The 17,874-nt window shown below is 66.1% G+C and carries 15 protein-coding genes, 1 tRNA gene and 1 pseudogene; 12 read left to right on the forward strand and 5 right to left on the reverse strand.

The window, feature by feature from the left end; translation table 11 throughout:
* Positions 1–6: 6 nt before the first annotated feature.
* The 4 genes from AU198_RS06440 to dcd form a co-directional block, all read right to left on the reverse strand.
* Positions 7–1,317 (reverse strand): cytochrome P450, encoded by a 1,311-nt coding sequence (locus tag AU198_RS06440; protein ID WP_231744595.1) that lies wholly within the window; start codon positions 1,315–1,317, stop codon positions 7–9.
* 46 nt (positions 1,318–1,363) lie between these two features.
* A complete protein-coding gene (locus AU198_RS06445) occupies positions 1,364–2,701 on the reverse strand; it encodes a UDP-glucose dehydrogenase family protein (RefSeq protein WP_064346769.1) in 1,338 nt (445 codons plus the stop codon).
* A 74-nt stretch (positions 2,702–2,775) separates the two neighbouring features.
* Positions 2,776–4,377: a DUF7159 family protein gene (locus AU198_RS06450; protein WP_082690892.1), complete on the reverse strand. Its 1,602-nt coding sequence runs from the start codon at positions 4,375–4,377 to the stop codon at positions 2,776–2,778.
* A gap of 190 nt (positions 4,378–4,567) precedes the next feature.
* Positions 4,568–5,140, reverse strand: a complete 573-nt coding sequence (dcd, locus tag AU198_RS06455; RefSeq protein WP_064346781.1) for a dCTP deaminase — start codon at positions 5,138–5,140, stop codon at positions 4,568–4,570.
* A gap of 45 nt (positions 5,141–5,185) precedes the next feature.
* On the opposite strand from dcd, the gene AU198_RS06460 reads away from it, so the two are divergent.
* The 9 genes from AU198_RS06460 to AU198_RS06500 all read left to right on the forward strand — a co-directional run bounded on the left by AU198_RS06460 (position 5,186) and on the right by AU198_RS06500 (position 14,943).
* Positions 5,186–5,259: transfer RNA gene (locus tag AU198_RS06460), tRNA-Gly, on the forward strand.
* Positions 5,260–5,511: 252 nt separating this feature from the next.
* The gene (locus AU198_RS06465; RefSeq protein WP_064346784.1) at positions 5,512–6,762 is read left to right on the forward strand and encodes a glycosyltransferase 87 family protein; all 1,251 of its coding nucleotides are present in this window, start codon (positions 5,512–5,514) and stop codon (positions 6,760–6,762) included.
* 125 nt (positions 6,763–6,887) lie between these two features.
* Positions 6,888–8,228: a lipase family protein gene (locus AU198_RS06470; protein WP_064346785.1), complete on the forward strand. Its 1,341-nt coding sequence runs from the start codon at positions 6,888–6,890 to the stop codon at positions 8,226–8,228.
* Between the two features lie 56 nt (positions 8,229–8,284).
* A complete protein-coding gene (locus tag AU198_RS26570; protein WP_231744592.1) occupies positions 8,285–9,349 on the forward strand; it encodes an ABC transporter substrate-binding protein in 1,065 nt (354 codons plus the stop codon).
* Between the two features lie 116 nt (positions 9,350–9,465).
* A complete protein-coding gene (locus AU198_RS06480) occupies positions 9,466–11,316 on the forward strand; it encodes a serine/threonine-protein kinase PknD (protein WP_064346790.1) in 1,851 nt (616 codons plus the stop codon).
* A gap of 13 nt (positions 11,317–11,329) precedes the next feature.
* Positions 11,330–12,493 (forward strand): BTAD domain-containing putative transcriptional regulator, encoded by a 1,164-nt coding sequence (locus AU198_RS06485; protein ID WP_064346791.1) that lies wholly within the window; start codon positions 11,330–11,332, stop codon positions 12,491–12,493.
* Between the two features lie 99 nt (positions 12,494–12,592).
* Positions 12,593–12,970 (forward strand): hypothetical protein, encoded by a 378-nt coding sequence (locus AU198_RS06490; RefSeq protein ID WP_064346793.1) that lies wholly within the window; start codon positions 12,593–12,595, stop codon positions 12,968–12,970.
* A 155-nt stretch (positions 12,971–13,125) separates the two neighbouring features.
* The gene (locus AU198_RS06495; protein WP_064346794.1) at positions 13,126–14,409 is read left to right on the forward strand and encodes a hypothetical protein; all 1,284 of its coding nucleotides are present in this window, start codon (positions 13,126–13,128) and stop codon (positions 14,407–14,409) included.
* A gap of 126 nt (positions 14,410–14,535) precedes the next feature.
* A complete protein-coding gene (locus AU198_RS06500; protein WP_231744593.1) occupies positions 14,536–14,943 on the forward strand; it encodes a hypothetical protein in 408 nt (135 codons plus the stop codon).
* Positions 14,944–14,947: 4 nt separating this feature from the next.
* Here AU198_RS06500 and AU198_RS06505 read toward each other — a convergent pair whose 3' ends face one another.
* Entirely contained in the window at positions 14,948–15,919 is a 972-nt protein-coding gene (locus AU198_RS06505) for a GlxA family transcriptional regulator (RefSeq protein ID WP_286141438.1), read from the reverse strand.
* Positions 15,920–16,026: 107 nt separating this feature from the next.
* On the opposite strand from AU198_RS06505, the gene AU198_RS06510 reads away from it, so the two are divergent.
* The 3 genes and pseudogenes from AU198_RS06510 to AU198_RS06520 all read left to right on the forward strand — a co-directional run bounded on the left by AU198_RS06510 (position 16,027) and on the right by AU198_RS06520 (position 17,743).
* On the forward strand, positions 16,027–16,677 hold the full coding sequence (locus tag AU198_RS06510; protein ID WP_064346799.1) for an HD domain-containing protein: 651 nt from the start codon (positions 16,027–16,029) through the stop codon (positions 16,675–16,677).
* A gap of 16 nt (positions 16,678–16,693) precedes the next feature.
* Positions 16,694–17,397 (forward strand): annotated as a pseudogene (locus AU198_RS06515) (nitroreductase family protein).
* 10 nt (positions 17,398–17,407) lie between these two features.
* The gene (locus tag AU198_RS06520; RefSeq protein WP_064346801.1) at positions 17,408–17,743 is read left to right on the forward strand and encodes a cupin domain-containing protein; all 336 of its coding nucleotides are present in this window, start codon (positions 17,408–17,410) and stop codon (positions 17,741–17,743) included.
* Positions 17,744–17,874: the final 131 nt, after the last annotated feature.

Below are 17,874 nucleotides of genomic sequence, written 5' to 3' on the forward strand. Positions count from 1 at the left end.
ACCCTGTCAGGCCGGTGAACTAATCGTCGAGCGGGCGGTGCCCAGGGCGATCGGCAGCGACGCCCACCCCCGCAACACCCGCGTCTCGCGCCTGCTGCCCTCACCTGCCAGTCGCGCGCCGGGGAAACGCTCGAAGAACGCCCGCAGCCCGACCTCGCCCTCAGCGCGGGCCAGGGCAGATCCGAGGCAGAAATGCCTGCCACCGGAGAACGACAGGTGTCTTCCCGCGTTCTCCCGTTCGAGGTCGAAGCGGTCCGGGTCGTCGAACACGTTGGGGTCGCGGTTGGCGCCGGCGATGTAGATGAGCACGGCCCTGCCGCGGGGGATCCGATGGCCCGCGATCTCGGTGTGCTTCGTCGCCCTGCGCGCGGTGAGCTGCACCGGCGGGTCCAGGCGCAGGATCTCCTCGACGGCGGTCGGCCAGAGCTCGGGCCGCTGCGCCAGCGTCTCGAGGTGCTGCGGATTGTCGAGCAGCATCCGGATTCCGTTGCTCAGCAGGTTGACCGTCGTCTCGAACCCCGCGGCCAGCACGAGGCCGGCGGTAGCCATCAGTTCCTGCTGGTTGAGCCGGGCACCGTCGTCGGACGCCGCGATCAGCTGGCTCATCAGGTCGTCGCCGGGGTTGCGTCGCAGCGCTTCGAGGTGCCCGGACAGCCATTCGTTGAAGCCGACCACGCTGCGGTACACGGTGCGGTACTGCGGCCAGGTCAGGCCGATGTCGAGGCTCGCCGCCCCTCGTTCGCCGAACTCCAGGACGCGTGATCTGTCGGCGTCGGGAACGCCGAGGATGTCGCCGATCACCGCGACCGGTAGCTGGGCGCAGTAGCGGTCGACGATGTCGACCGTGCCGGCTCCCGCGAGTTCGTCGAGCAGAGATTCGGCGGTCTCTTGCACCCGGTCCCTCAGCGCGGCAACGGCTCTGGGGGTGAACACCGACGACACCAGCTTTCGGTACCGGGTGTGGTCCGGGGGTTCCACCGCCAACATCGACGGCGGTTCGAGGGGATGGAGCAGGTCGGTTTTGGTGCGGTTTGCAACCCATTGCACCGGTTTGGGCAGATTGGAGCCGATCGGCAGAACCTCGAAGTCGTCGCTTCTCAGCAGGTCGTTGGCGATCGCGTGGTCGACGGTGAGGTGCACAATGGCGGCCTCCACCATCGGCCCCCGCGCGCGCAGATCGTCGGCGAACGCAACCGGGTCGGCTCGAACGGTCGGATCGGCGATCATCCGGCCCTGGGGATCGCCGCGGCGGGCGAGCAGCTTCGAGGCACCGCGCACGAAGCCGTGCACCGCAAGCCAGCGGATTCGGTGACGGATGGGTCCGCCGTGCCGCGCCGGACGAATCGGTTCCACGCGGCCGAGCCTACCGATTCTGAGGCGTCACGCCCCGGCCCAGGCAGTGGATCTGCCAGCCGGCGTTCGTCCAGCGGTCGATGTCGAGGCAATTGCGGCCGTCGACAACGACTTTCGCGCGTACCACACCGGCGAGGTCGGCGGGGTCCAATTCGACGAATTCGCGCCATTCGGTGAGCACCAGTACGGCATCGGCCCGTTCACACGCTTCGGCCACCGACGTCGAATAGGTCAGCGTCGGAAACTGGCGGCGGGAGTTGTCCATCGCCTTCGGGTCGTAGACGTTGACGGTGGCGCCCTTGAGTTGCAGCATTCCGGCGACGTTGAGAGCCGGTGAGTCGCGCACGTCGTCGGACTCGGGTTTGAACGCGGCCCCGAGTACGGCGATGTTGGCACCGAGCAGCGAACCGCCGCACGCGACGGTTGCCAGTTCCACCATCCTGCTGCGCCGCCGCATATTGATGGCGTCCACCTCGCGCAGGAACGTCAGGGCATGGTTGGCGCCGAGTTCACCGGCGCGGGCCATGAACGCGCGGATGTCCTTGGGCAGGCAACCGCCTCCGAAACCCAGTCCGGCGTTGAGGAAGCGGCGCCCGATCCGGGGGTCATACCCCAACGCGTCGGCGAGAAGCGTCACGTCGGCGTCGACCGCCTCGCAGACTTCGGAGATCGCGTTGATGAACGAGATCTTCGTGGCGAGGAACGCGTTGGCCGACACCTTGACCAGCTCGGCGGTTTGCAGATCGGTGACCAGCAGGGGGACCTGCAGTTCCAGCAGCGGGGCGTACAGTTCGCGGATCGTCGCCTCGGTGGCACACGAATCCGGTTGTACGCCAAGCACAATCCGATCGGGATGAAGCGTGTCATGCACGGCAAAGCCCTCGCGCAGGAACTCCGGGTTCCAGGCCAACTCGACGTCCACTCCCGTCGGCGCCAACGCGCGCGCCCGTACGCCAAGTTCGGCGGCGGTGCCGACCGGCACCGTGGACTTGCCGACGATCACGGCCGACCGGCGCAGCCGCGGAACCAGCATGTCGATGACGGCGTGGACATGACGCAGATCGGCGGCGAACTCCCCCTTCTTCTGCGGCGTGCCGACGGCGAGGAAGTGCAGGTCGGCGAACCCGGCCGCAGCGTCGTAGTCGGTGGTGAACATCAAGCGTCCGGCAGATATGTTGTCGCTCAATACTTTCCGTAGCCCAGGCTCGTAGAACGGGGCTTCGCCCGCTGCGAGTTTGGCGACCTTGCCGGTATCGACGTCTACGCCGAGCACCTCGTGGCCCAGTTCGGCCATACCCGCCGCGTGGGTGGCTCCCAGATATCCCGTGCCGAAAACGGTGCACCGCATACCGCCTTGATATGCAGCTCCGATGAGCTAATCGCTACGCGACACCGATCACACGGCCAACGGCGGGTTACGAGCTAGCGGCAGAGCCCCAGGAAGCAGTTCGATCCACCGCGGCTGGATCCGTCGGAGCCCGGCCCGCGGGACGATCCGCTGTCACTGTCGCCGCTGCCGGGGTACTGACCCGCGTTGCTACCGGGGTAATCGTCCGACCCGCCGTAAAAACCACCGGTCCCGTTTTGCCACGGCGGCGTCCATTTCGGCGGCTTCTGTGGCTTCTGTGGCTTCTGCGGTTTCGGCGGCTTCCATTTCGGAGGCGACGGCGACCATGGCGGATTCCATGTGTTTTGCGGCGGGTAGTAATAGGGCGGCGGTGCGATCACCGGCGGCACGTACACCGGAGCGGGTGCCGGAGCCACCGGAACCGGGGCCGGAGCGACCGGCGCGGGAGCCACGGGTGCCGGTGCAGGCGGCGGTGCCGCGGGCGGAGGAGCGGGCGGCGGGGCTTGCGGCGGCGGTGGTGGCGCCTCGACATAGACGGTCCGCGGCGGCGCCTGCGGAGCAGGCTGCTGCTGGACGACGGGAACGGGAGCCTTGATGGTCTCCGCCTTCGGGGGAGGCGGGGGCGCCTGAACCGGCTGCGCCTGTTCGGTCGGCGGAGGCGGTGGGGCGGGCGCAATGCTGCTGGGCACGATCGCGCTCTGTCCCGGGCTCGGCCGCTGGTCGGCCGTCGGCCGGATACTGACCGCGAGCGAGATCACGAGCGCGACAACGCCGACCACGAAGATCGACGCCATCGCGCTACCGACGAGCAGGAACGGCTTGCGGTCCTCGTTGGCCGCGGCTGACAAGTCGGTCCGCGACGCGTAGTCGCCGACGAAGGCGCCGTCACCACCAGCGGGCGCCAGTTGGGTTTCCGCGCCGGCGAGCCCGGCGTACACCGAACCCGCGGTGGTGCCGTCGGGGTCCTGGGAGTACGCGAGTCCGACGGTCGAGGCCTCCAACGCGGGCGCGGCCGCGGCGGCCAGCGCCGCACCACGCGCCAGTGCCATCTCCGGCTCGTCGGGGGCGCGCACCGGCAGACTCACCAGATGCTCGAGATGGCTCCTCACCGAGCTAACGTCGACGCCCGATCCGACGACGAACATGCCCTGCGGTGCGTTGTCCTGGGCATCGACGGCGGCGGCCATGTCGGCGAGCACGGCCATCGCGTCCTGGCTGTGCAGGCTGCTGCTGAGAACCTTGACCACGGACCCGTCGTCGGTTTGGACAACCGACAGCGTCGCGGTGTCGCGGTCGATGAACAGCAGGGCGGTGGTGTCATATCCGACCGCCCGCCCGACGGCCTGGGCGAGTGCGGCCGCTGCGTGCCCGTCGGAGACGAGCATGACGTCCTCGATATCGCGGGCGGCGAGCGCGTCACGCAGCTGCGCGGCCTCGGCGTGATCGCTCCACGTGACGCCGACGGCCTTCAGATCATGACCACCCGCCTCGGCGCTCTCCTTGGTGCCAAGCACTGCGTCCACCACCTGGGCGGCGGCACCCGATGTTGCTGAGCCGCCACTTTCGCTGACCTCGATGACGTCGTGGTCGACGGTGGCTCCGTCGGCCATCTCGCCCTCGACCAGCACCATGCGGACCGTCGCAGGTGTCATCGACACACCCAGAACGATGTCCACTGCCCCTCCAAAACGTTTGCTACCAGCCTGGATCGCCGATCGGCATCTCGCCAAGCACAGGTCGGCGACTAGTAACTCATCGCCGTGAGCAGCACAGGTGTTACGCCTCCACCGACATTTGCTGGGGTCGATGCTGCCGACGTTGGTATCTCGACCCTACTCGTATCAACGGGCGTCCGTGCCGAGCGGATCAACTCGACTTGATGAAGTTCTGGTACGACCGCGACGGGGTCGGGCCACGCTGACCCTGATACTTCGAACCGACCCGCGCGCTGCCGTAGGGGTGCTCGGCGGGGCTGGTCAGCCGCAGCAGGCACAGCTGGCCGATCTTCATTCCCGGCCACAGCGTGATCGGCAGATTCGCGACGTTCGACAACTCGAGGGTGATGTGCCCGGAGAACCCGGGGTCGATGAACCCCGCAGTGGAGTGCGTCAACAGGCCCAGACGACCCAGAGAGGATTTGCCTTCCAAGCGGCCCGCCAGATCGTCGGGCAGGGTGCACAGTTCCAACGTCGAGCCGAGCACGAACTCGCCGGGGTGCAGCACGAACGGCTCACCGGGATCGGCTTGGACCAGCGTCGTCAGCTCGTCCTGCTGCTTGGCCGGGTCGATGTGGGTGTAGCGCGTGTTGTTGAAGACGCGGAACAGGTTGTCGAGGCGGACGTCGATGCTGGACGGCTGAACCAGGGAGTCGTCGAAGGGATCGAGCCCCAGTCGCTCGGCAGCGATCTCGGCGCGGATGTCGCGGTCGGAGAGCAGCACCCGACGAGCCTAGCGGCTCGGATGTTAGCCTTCGTGCTCAAACAAGCCGGTGTAGTTCAATGGCAGAACATCAGCTTCCCAAGCTGAGAACGCGGGTTCGATTCCCGTCACCGGCTCCACGAACCCACACTCGGCGGCATAGTCGCGTCTGCCAATCCCCATTCAATCTGAACTATTGAGTGTGACGGGGAACCAATTACTTCCAAACCGTTTGCCGAACGCCGCGGCGGGAACAGACGTCCGGGGGGCCGTTCGAAACGGTGCCGACCGCGAATGTTCGCGGTGAGGCGCTATCAGGATTGCCCGCGATTCCCGCCCACAAGAAATACGCGGGGCACCGAATATGGCACCGATGTAGGAGTCGCCTAATCGTGCAGGCCAATCTCGTCGCTCGCCCCGTCTCTCCAGCGGTCCGTGTGGTGGGGCCAGTCGTCTTGGTTGTTGGGTTGGCGTTGTACGTGGCCGCATATCTTCGGTGGCCCAGCCTGGCCAGCCAGGTGGACCTGCAGGTCTACCGGTTCGGAGCACTGCGCGTCTGGGATGGCCAAGACCTGTATTCGGCGGGGATGACCGGAAATCCGAACACGATGCTCTTCGCCTACACGCCGTTCGCCGCTCTTTGCTTTCTCCCACTGATCGGCTTGAGCCAGCCTGCCGTTCTCGCCGTTGGCCTTCTGCTGAACGTGGCCGCCGTGGGTTACATCGTCCACCGGATGCTCAGTGCTGCAGGAATCACGACCGGAACCGGTTTGTGGGGGTTGACGGCGCTTTTGACGGCTCCGATCATCTGGCTCGAGCCTGTCCGTCTTTCGCTGCAGCTCGGCCAGATCAATTTGCTCATCATGGCTATCGTCCTCGCCGATGTGCTGACGCAACCGCCCCGCAGGTGGACCGGAGTAGGTATCGGGATCGCCGCCGGGATCAAACTGACACCCGCGCTCTTCATCGTCTTCCTCGTCGCAACCGGGCGGCGTCGCGAGGCAGTCATCGCTGGCTTGACCTTCGTCGCGACCGTTGCAGTCGGGTTCGTAGCACTACCGGCCGATTCGAACGAGTTCTGGCTGCAGGGGCGGTTTCAGGATGTACGACGGATCTCCAGTGACCCCCTGGCGAATACCAGCCTGACCGGACTCCTCGCGCGCCTTGACTGGGCGACGCGGTGGGAGAGCGCGGCCGGAGTCATACTCGCGATCTTCGCCATCGCAATCGCCGCGGCGGCGTGGCGCCGAGGTCATTTGCTCTTGGGCATCGCCATCGCGGGGATGACCTCGGCCGCCGTGTCGCCATTCAGCTGGAGCCACCACTGGGTGTGGTTCGCGCCGCTCCTTGTCCACCTTGGGGTTCTCGGCTTCGTGCATCGCTCGCGCGTCGCGGCGCTGGCCATGTGGACGCTCGCTGCGACCTTCGGGGGGTGGTTCATCGCATCGAGGAGCTCGCCTCCACAGGCAGGCTTGATGTCCTTGCGCCACCCGGGAACGTGGGATCAGCTTCTTCCGGCGGCCTATCTTTTCGCGCTTTGTATCGTGCTCATCTGCAGCGTGTACACGATCTGGCGGGGACGACAGCACCTGGCGGCCTCAACGATCGGCATTGACGGAAGAGCGGGACACGCTGTCGGTTAAATGCGAGCCCAGGAGCGTTGATCGGCTGACGGACGGTTGGCAGCCCGCTACCGCGGGTAATGCATCCCCCGGGCGGCGGCGACTCGCGCGCTGTCAGTAAAACGCCGAGGGGGGCCGTCACACCCATGGACAACTCATTCACGCCAGTCAAAGAAGCAAATCCGCCGCACCAAGAGATGCGCCGCGGCGAACCTCCGCTCTCACCGGATGACGACCCGTTCTATCGAGCACCGCAAGGTTACGAGCACGCGGACCCGGGCACGGTGTTGCGATCACGCGACGTGGAGATCGGATTTCTCGGTCTCGTCAGCCAACGAGTGAAAGCCACCCAGTTGCTGTACCGCACGACGAATCTGCACGAAGAACCGGAAGTCGCCGTGACGACGGTGCTTGTCCCGTCACAGCGGGAGTCGGGCGTCGCTTGTCCGGTTCTCTCGTACCAGTGCGCGATCGACGCTGTCGCGTCGCGCTGTTTCCCCTCGTTCGCCATGAGGCGAGGCGCGCGACCGATCGGTGCGTTCGTCCAAGCCGAATACTTGTTGGTGGTCGCCGCGCTGGCCGAAGGCTGGGCGGTTTGCGTACCGGACCACGAAGGCTGTCACGGCATGTGGGGTGCTCCCGTCGAACCCGGCTACCGGATTCTGGACGGCTTGCGTGCCGCGATGCGGTGCGAGCGCCTGGAATTGGCCCCGTCCGCACCAGTGGGTCTCTGGGGTTATTCGGGGGGCGGCTTGGCTTCGGCGTGGGCGGCCGAGCTGTGTGAGCGATATGCACCGGAGCTCAATATCGTTGGCGCCGTGCTGGGTTCACCTGTCGGCGATCCGGGGAGTGTGGCGCGCCGCCTCAACGGCAGTTTCTTCGCCGGCTTGGCCGCGCTGATGATCTCCGCATTGATCCAGGTCTTCCCGGGCGCGCAAAATGTCGTCAACGAGCACGCAACCGACGAGGGCAAGGCCTTGCTCGAAAAGCTGCAGACAATGACGACAGCGCAGGCCGTCTGGCAGTTGCGCAATGTCGACATCGGGTCGTATGTCGACATGACGGCCGACGAGTTGTGGGACCTGCCCGACGTGCGCCACATCTTCGACGAGACCAAGCTCGGCAAGTCCAGGCCCAAGCCCGCCGTGCTCGTCGTCCAGGCGGTGCACGACGGGATCATCAGCGTCGACGACGTCGATGCCTTGGTGGCCGAGTATGAACGCATGGGTGCCGCGGTCACCTACCACCGCGATCGATTCTGCGGTCACCTGCTCTTGCACCCGCTGTCGGCGCCCATGACGCTGAGGTGGCTGCGCGATCGCTTCACCGACCGGCCGGTCGACGAACACAGGACGCGCACCGTGTGGCCGACCTTGTTCAACCCGTCGACGTACTTGGGCATGGCCAAGTTGGGCATCATCACCGCAAAGGTTGCCCTCGGACGCTCCGTCGAACGCCAACCGCTGTCGACGACGGATGCTCAGTAACCAACGAACCCGGTCCTCGTCGCGTACGGTCAGCGCAACCTACAACGAGGAGACCCATGCCAACCAAGAGCGCTCGACGCAATGCGATGTGCTTGATCGCCGTCGGTACCGCCAGTGCGCTCTCGCTCGCGGGCTGCACCTCCGCCGTAGCCCAACCGGGCGCGCCAAGCACCGGGGAGTCGCTGCGCATCGTGCTGGGTTCACAACCACAGCCGTCCCAGATCCCGCTGGTCTACGGCGTAGACCGCTACGGACACGACTTCGGGCTGACCCTCAGTACCCAGCAGAACATCATCCAGTACGACACCCACACCGACGCGGTACAGACCTTGCGCGACAACGAAGCCCAGGTCCTGGCGACGTCGGTGTCCGCGATCCTGGACGCGCGTGAGCACGGCGAAGACGTCAAGATGTTCTGCCCCTACGTCAGCATGGACGACTTCGTCCTTGTCGGCGCCAACGGTGTGAACAACGCCGGCCAGCTGTTCGAACCATCGACGCGGGTGGGCATCGACAGCCCGGGTGGCTCCGGCGCCATCGTGCTCAACGCGCTGCTGAGCGGCATCGGCGAACACCGTGACGTCCACGAGATTCCGAATCCGGTGATCCTCGAAAGCTCCCGCCTCCGACTCGATGAGTGGGTCGCAGGCCAGCTGGACGCGACGGTCATACACGACACGCAGTACGACGGTGCGAAGGCAATGGTGAATCAACCGGTGTTGATGGCCACGCTCTATGACAATGCCCCCGGATTCATCAAGGTAGCCCAGGCCGCCCGCGGGGACTGGCTTGCACAGAACCGCGAGCTCGCCGCCAGATACTGCGCCACCACGTTGCGCGCGATGCGGACGCTGAAAAGCGACTACGCCTTGTTCCGAAGCGCGGTCGACGAATACGTCGAAGCACCCCCCTCCGAAGAATCACTCAGAGAGCTGTTCGACCTCATCCAGCAGCACCCTTTCTGGACCGACGGAGGCGGGCTCACCGATGACAGCGTGAGGTTCATGATCGACATCGCGAGGGAATCGGACGTCCTCACCGGACCCATGAATGCGGCCGACGTCGTCGACCGTCAGACGTTGAACCGGGCCGTCGAACTCGCCAACATGCCAACGCAATAGTCGCCCGATGACGCAGAAGTCATCCAAACGCATCGCGTAACAGCCGCCTCGTTGACGTTTAGACTGGTTAAATAGGCGCGTGGAGTCCGTCGCGAGAGAGCCGATTCAGCAACGCTATGGATGACACGGTCAACGGCGACGATGCCACGCAGCGCGGGGACGGCCCACCCGCCCAGGACGCCTCCCGCGGCAGGGAAGGCGCCCGCGCCGAGGTACCCATCAAGCGCTTCGGCCGCTATGGACTCCTGTCGCTGCTGGGCGCGGGCGGCATGGGCCAGGTGTGGCGGGCGCGCGACTCGCAGACCAATCGGGTGGTCGCGCTGAAGGTGTTGCCCGAAAACTCCGCCGATGACGACGAGTCCCGCGAACGGTTTCGGCGCGAGTGCGAGGCGGTGGCACAGCTGACCGAGCCGCACATCATTCCAATCCACGACTTCGGCGACGTGGACGGTCGGCTCTTTCTCAACATGCGGCTGGTCGACGGGATCGACCTGCGCACGCTGATCAAGCAGGAAGGCGCCCTGTCGCCGACCCGCGCGGTGGCGATCATCTCCCAAATAGCCGGCGCGCTTCAGGCCGCCCACGACGTGGGCCTGGTGCATCGCGACGTCAAGCCTTCCAACATTCTGGTGTGCGCCAACGATTTCGCTTATCTGATCGACTTCGGGATCGCACATGCCTCCGGAGACCGCACGCTGACCAAAGCCGGGGAGACCATCGGCACCGCCGCTTACATGGCACCGGAAGCGATCGGTGCGGCAGTGAAGACCCATTCGAGGGTGGATGTGTACGCGTTGGCGTGCGTGCTCTACGAATGCCTCACCGGCGAACCGCCGTTCACCAGCGACATCGGCATGCAGGGATTGATCGCTCATCACCTGCACACTCCGCCGCCACAGCCCAGCAAGAGCGGCGCGGACGTTCCAGTGGCTTTCGATGCCGTCATCGCCAAGGGGATGGCCAAAAATCCCGACGATCGCTACCCGACCGTCCAAGACCTGGCGCTGGCCGCCCGGGCGGCAGCGGGCGACAGCGAAGCCGCTGCCAAGATAGCGAGTAAGCCACGAAAACGCCTGTCTCGCAAGGCTATGAGTGTCTTGACAGCGGCCCTGGTGGCAGTGGTGGCGATTGTCGTTGCGGGGGTCGTCATCGCCGGGCCACAGTCATCGGACGCCGACAGCGCTTCACCGACGCCGGTCGGTCAAGGCTTTTTGTCGCAGACACCGTTGCCGTTCACAGGACTTCAGGTCTCGGCAGGAATCGCGGTCGAGGCCGATGGGACTACGTACGTCACCGGTATCGGCATCGACCAGGTGATGCGACTGGAGCCCGGCGCGGAGACGGCGACCCCGCTGCCGATCGAGGGTCTGAAGAATCCACGAGATGTCGCGGTGGATGCCAAGGGCGATGTCTACGTGACCGATTCGGGTAACGACCGAGTGATGTGGCTTCCCCTCGGCGCACCTGCGGCGACCCAGCTGCCGTTCAGCGGCCTCAACGACCCGCGCGGCATCACCGTCAAGCCGAATGGCGACGTCTATGTCGTCGACCGCGGGAACAATCGTGTGTTGTTTCTGGCGAGCGGCGCCACCACTCCGAGTCCGGTACCGTTCACCGGCCTCAACGATCCCCGCGGCGTGGCAGTTGGCCCGGCGGGTGGTGTCGTCGTCACCGACACCGGCAACAACCGGGTGCTGCAGCTGGCGACGGACTCGACGGACGCCACTGCACTACCGTTCGCTGGGGTGAACGAGCCGCACGGTGTGGCTGTCGACTCGAAGGGCAACGTCTACGTGACCGACCGCGGGAACGCCGGGATCGTCGAGCTGCGGCCCGGCACGAGTGCGGCGTTTCCGCTGCCCTTCACGGGGCTCAACGACCCTCAGGGGGTGGCGGTCGACGCGGCGGGCAACGTCTATGTCACCGACGTGGGCGCCAATCCCGTGGTCAAGCTCTCGGTCGGCTGATACAACGGGGCCCATGGCTGCGTCGGGGCTCGATTTCGGTGTGCTGGGTCCGCTGCGTGTCAGCGTGAACCGCCAACCGGTGCCGTTGGGCACGCCGAAGCAGTGCGCTGTGCTGGCGCTGCTACTGATCAACCGCAACCGTCCGGTGCCGCGCGACTCGATCATCGCGGCGATCTGGGACGAGGACATGCCGGAGGCCGACGCGATACACAACCTGCATGTCTACGTGGCGAACCTGCGCAAGGTTCTTGGTTCGGGCGGCGCCGACCCGAAGGCGATCTTGGCCAGTGCCCGGCCGGGCTACCAGCTCAACGTGCCCGACGCGGCCTGCGATCTGGGGCGGTTCAACACCGAGAAGGCAGCCGGAGCGCAGGCATCGGCCGCGGGCCGGTTCGGGCTGGCCACCGACCGGCTTGCGGCCGCGTTGGCGCAGTGGCGCGGCTCCGTTCTCCACGATCTACGGGAGTTCCGCTTCGTAGAACCATTCGCCGCCGCGCTGGTCGAGGACAAGGTAGCCACGCATGTGCTTCGTGCTGAAGCCGAAATCGCCTGCGGGCGTGCTGGTTCGATGATCAACCAGCTCGAGGACCTCGTCGGCGAACATCCCTATCGGGAACCGCTGTGGGCGCAGTTGATCACGGCCTACTATCTAGCCGAGCGGCAGACCGATGCCCTCGACGCGTACCGCCGCGTCAGATCGTCGCTGTCGGAGGACCTGGGCATCGATCCAGGACCGACGCTGCGCACACTGCACGAGCGGATTCTGCGCCAGGAGCCCCTGCACATCCAACAGATCGCTCAGAGCGATGCCTCCGACGTCGTCACCATGCTCGAGCGTCACACGTCGACCGCGATCACGGGCGCGGCGGGATCCAATCGGGCGCAGCTTCGTGACGTCGCGGGCCGCTGTTATCCGCTGGAAACCGTGGTTACCGGGATCGGGCGCCGGGGCGACAACACCGTTGTCATCGACGACCCGAAAGTCAGCCGATACCACGCAACGATCATCGACACCGGCGCCAGCTTCGTGATCAATGACCTGCGGTCGGGCAACGGCGTGGTGGTGGCGCGCGAGCGGGTTCGCGGCAGCGTCACGCTCTGCGACGGCGACGCCATCGACATCGCCGGTCACCAGTTCACCTTCGAGATCGCACCCGGGGATTCGCCCTCTCAATAACCGCTGAGCTGCACGAACGCGGCATTGAGTTTCCATTGAGGACCGCGCCCCATTCTTTTCTCAACGCCACACCAGATGGCCCCGAGAAAAGGAACTCAGATGATCAAGAACCGCATCGCCGCCACCGCCGCCCTCGTCATCTTCGGACTGGCCGCTCTGGCCGGCGTCCTCGCCGCGGCAAGCGCCAACGCCGACTCGAGCACCTCGGGCACCGAGATGACCGGAACCGCCCAGCAGTCGGTCACTAACGCCCGCCAGGCGCTCGACGAGCAACTCGACGCGGCCCGCGACGGCAACGGAGTCGGCGTCCCTGCGCCCGGCATCGCCCAGACCGAACAGCACATCACCTTCCCCAAGACGCCCCACGGCCCCTACACCGGCAAGCCCGGCCACAACGACGGCGCCGACCCCGCGACCGGCTCGCAGGCCCCTCAGCCGATGCAGGTCGCCTCGACCCAGGTCAAGACCGCGCACTGACCAACCCGCCCAACCCGCCGGCCCCGTCATAGGGCCGGCGGGTTCTTGCTGTGGCTCGTCTTTCGCGGCGTGTCCCGCGCCATGGCCGCGGAGAATCTGCCAAGGTCGCAAGTCTGTGCCACAGGCGCGGCAGGCGGCACACGACGGGAGATCACGTGAACGAAGCTCGAAGCGCCCGCTACCGGCGCGGTGCCCTCGCCTTGTCATCGGTCGCAGTGACGACGGCCATGTGGCTGGGTGCCGTGCCGCCCGCTTGGGCCGATCCGTACGACGACGGCGACGCACCCGAGATCGTCGATGATTCCGGCTCCTACGCCGAACCCGTCGAAGAACCCGGCCCGGTGGACGCGGGTGAGCCGATTGCCGAGGCTCCCGAGCCGGAGGCGCCGGCTCCCGACATGGAGGAACCAGCGCCCGGCGCTCCCGACGAACCCGGACCCGCAGGGGCACCCGACGAACCGGGACCGGGCGAGGCACCGGGTGACCCCGGCGCCCCAGCGGACCCAGGCGATCCCGGCGACCCCGACACGAACGTCGCCGACCCGGCCGTCGAAGCCGACACCGCCGACCCCGACATCGCCGAGGTGTCGCAGGAGGACTTCGACGAGGCTCACGGCGCCGAGGCGGTGGACGTCGATGCGCCGACGGCGACGGAGGCGGAGGTCACCGAACTCACGGAGTCCCTGGAGTCGTTCACCAGCACCACGACCACCACCACGTCGTCGACGTGGAGTAGCTCAGTGACGCAATGGAATTCGCGGTGGACCGGCTATGACCGCTGGTACCGGCCTGTCTTCACCAATCCGTACAAGACACCGCTGCAGATCATCTATCCCTACGACAACACCACCCGAGTCTTCGACGTCCCGCCGAGCGGACGCGCCGTTCTCACGGCCCCCGGTCCGGGCGTGTACAGCTTCACAGCGGTGAACCGGGACCCCTCTGGCAAGCCGGTGACGGTGTCGACTGGCAGCTTCTCCGGTGGCGGCTACCGGCCGGCGCCCGGTCAGCCGCCGCCCCCAAAGCCCAAGCCGCCGACGACCTTCAAGAACGTGCTCGTAGCGCTCAAGTACAAGGACGGAGAATCGAAGCCATTCCGGGTCAAGATGCTGGCCGATCTCGGCGATGACCCGTCGGTCGGTGGTCACCGCGTGCTGCTCGACGAGGAGACCCCCGCATGGGGGCACTGGACCAAGACCGGAGGCGGTGAGCGCCTGTTCGAGATCACCAGCACCCAGCAGCTCCCCGGCCTGGTCCAGCCGTCGCAGGGTCCGCTCCCTGGTTATCAGGTCCAGCTGGGCAGCAGCGAAACCGCTGCGCCCGCGCAAGATACGTGGGTGAAGCCGGTGGCCATCGCCGCGGCCGTCGCCGGCGTGCTGGCGATCGGTGCGGTGGTGTATTTCCTCCTGTCGGGCCGTCGACGCAAGACGGCGCCGTAACGGCGGAAATTCGTTCCGAAGGTCTCGATCCTGCGGCGGGACGGATACAACCGGGCATTTGCGTGTCCTGCCACCGTGGATTCGCCCGACGCGGCCGTAAATTCCTGAGTCACTATGACAAACGCCTTGCGCACATTGGCAATCGCGGTCGCCCTGCCGGCGACCGCATGCATTGCATTCGCCGCGACGGCGGCCGCCGACCCTCCGCTGCTCAACGGCTCCTACACCGAGGTGGACGGCGACTCCATCCTGGTGCTGACCTTCGCGACGAGATGCGGGCCTGTCGGTTGTACGGGCACGGTCGCCAGCAATCAGGGGTGGCGCACTCCCGCCACGTACTCCGGGGGCCGCTGGAACTTCACCGTCTCCAAACCCGGCGGTCTCACCTGTGAGGACGGCAGCTACGAACCGGCCGTGGTGTCGATGTCGGTCGACCCCACGACGCTCGGCGGTGTCGTCTCCTCAGACTCCAACTACGGTTGCGCGGGCGGGGTCGTCACCCAGAGTCCATTCCAACTGCGCAAGGTCGGCTGACGCCTCAGCCCCGAATCGCGGTACGGAATCTGTCGCGGTACGCCTTCGGGGACACTCCGAGGTGTTCGACGAACGCACGTCGAAGAGTCTCGGTGCTGCCGAACCCGGCGAGGTGTGCCGTATCTGTGACGGTGCGTCCGGCGTCGAGTGCAGCGCGCGCGGCGTCGATGCGGATCATCTCGACGTATTCTGCAGGCGTCGTTCCAAGCTCGGAGCGAAACAGCCGCGTCAACTGGCGAGTGCTCAACGAAGCCCGCACCGCAAGGGATTTCACGCTGTGGTCGGCGCCGGGGTTGGCGGCGATCGTCTCGGTGACGACCCGAAGCGCTGACTGCGGCGGCGGGTTCGACTCGATGAGCGCAGAGAACTGCGATTGTCCCCCAGCGCGTTTGAGATAGACGACCAACCAACGAGCCACGTCGCGCACGAGGTCGGCCCCGTGATCCTGTTCGACCAGTGCGAGCGCGAGGTCGATGCCCGACGACACCCCGGCCGAGGTGAAGATGTCGCCGTCACGGACGAACAATGCATCCGGCTCGACGGTGATGTCTGGGAAAGCCCTTGCCAGTCTTCGTGTTTCTCGCCAATGCGTGGTGGCACGCCGCCCGCTGAGCAGTCCCGCCTGCGCAAGGATGAACGATCCGGTACAGATCGAACCCAGCCGCCGGGTCCGGTCCGCGATCGACTTCACCGCCGCGACCAGTACTGGATCGATGGGCCGAGACGGAATGGTGTCACTGCCGGCCACCAGGACGGTGTCGGCGGATTCGATGGACGCGATGCTGTCGGTGACACCCAGGCGGATCCCAATCGAAGACGTCACGTCGCGTCCGTCGATCGATGCGATCTTGATTTGATAGTCGCCGCCGAATCGGTTCGCCTCGGCGAAGACCTCCCCCGCCCCAGCGACGTCCAACATCGTGACGTCGTCAAAGACGACGATCACCACCACCCGCGAGCGAGCACCCGCAATCACACCGTCATTGTGTCGCAATTTGTGGAGCGAACGGCTCAATCACCGTATGCCCACGACTCCTCACCTGCGTTGACTCAAACGAACTAGTCCAACGAAGGAGGCTGAAGATGAGCACCCAATCGATCCAGTCGATCGCCGGCATCACGATCCCCGACAGCGCGCTGGTGCGCGAGACGACCGAGTACATACGTAATGCCGAGGACGATCTGCTGTTCGATCACTCGCGCAGGGTGTTCCTCTTCGGGGCACTGAGGGGCGAGGGGCTGGGCCTACGACCCGACCTCGAGCTGCTGTATGTGGCCGCGATGTTCCACGATCTCGGCCTCACCGAGCGGTTCCGCAACTCTGAGCTGCGCTTCGAGGTCGACGGCGCCAACGCGGCACGCGATTTCCTGCTGGAGCACGGCGTCGACGGCGCGGATGCCCGCAAGGTGTGGCTGGCCATTGCCCTGCACACCACTCCGGGCGTACCGCAGTTCCTCGAGCCCGAGATCGCATTGGTGAACGCCGGTGTCGAGGCGGACGTCGTCGGAATCGGCCGCGAAGAGCTCTCGCCGCAGGCCATCGACGCTGTGACCGCGGCCCACCCTCGGCCGGACTTCAAGAACCGCATCCTCGCGGCCTTCAACGACGGCATGAAGCACCGCCCCGACACCACGTTCGGGACCATGAACGCCGATGTGCTGGCGCACTTCGACCCTACGTTCGAGCGGCAGGACTTCGTCGACCTCATCTTGAACAACAGCTGGCCCCAATAGCGGGAAAGGAGCACAGATGGACGTCCACGAAGCCCTCTACACCACGCGGATGATGCGGCGGCTACAGCCGGATCCGATCCCACTCGACACGCAGGCCCGGATCCTCGACGCGGCAGTTCGCGCGCCGAACGGCGGCAATACCAACGCTGGCATTTCGTCGCCGTCGACGATCGCGCATTAATTCGCCAGTTCGCGCAACTGTTCCGGAAGGCGCGCGACCTTGAGTACGAGAAGTTCAGGACCGGGACCGGGCCGATGGTTGCGACGGCCCCCGGCGCCGACCGCGCCGCGCACGTCGAGACCATGCGTCGGATGAAGGGTTCGGGAAACTACCTGGCCGACCATTTCGAAGAGGTCCCGCTGCTGCTGTTCGTCTATGCCATGGACGATCTGGGCGGCGCCAACATCTACCCGGCGATCTGGAGCGCATTGCTCGCCGCTCGGGCCGAAGGTGTCGGCGGTGTGATGACGATGGTGCTCCGCAACTTCGAGGACCGGGTGAACGAGATACTCGGTGTTCCCGTCGGCGAGGGCTGGAAGATGTCGGCCATGCTGGCCCTCGGTTACCCCCTGGGCCGATGGGGCGTGGCGGCTAATCGTCTTCCGGTGCACGAGGTTTCGTCGCGCAACCAGTGGGATGCCCCGTTCGGCGTGGAGGTTCCGCAGCCGCTGTGGCCACCTCGAGATGAGACGGCGGTCAGCTTGACCGGGGCGAGCTAGGAGTAGCGCTATGGCCAGGACGAAAGGCGCTGCGCTGACCGTGGTGCAACCCGGCAAAGGCGATGTGGTTTCCATTCCCCGCGGTCAGATGCATGCCATGTGGAATGCCGGATCCGACCCCGGGCGGATCATCGAGGTCATCGCCCCCGGTGGGGGTTTCGAAAGTTACTTCCGCGAGTTGGGCGAGCTGCTGATGTCCGGGCAGGCCGCGGTGGCACCCGGCTCACCGTTGCATGAGTCGGCCGAATTCACCGAGCTGGCAGCCAGATACGGCCTGACCCCTGCCGCACCGGACTGGCTGGACGACGTGGTACGCCGGTACGGATTGTCACCGGCGACACATTGAGTAGGCCGCTCACTTCTTCAAGGTGAACCGGTTGATGTCGATGTACCTCGCGTGATGAACCTGTTGAAGCTCGACTGCCCGTCCGATAGTCAGGTCTTTACTCGGCGATCTGCTCCGCGGTCAGCAGGTGA

This window comes from Mycobacterium sp. GA-1199 (genome assembly GCF_001500045.1).
Taxonomy (GTDB): Bacteria; Actinomycetota; Actinomycetes; order Mycobacteriales; family Mycobacteriaceae; genus Mycobacterium.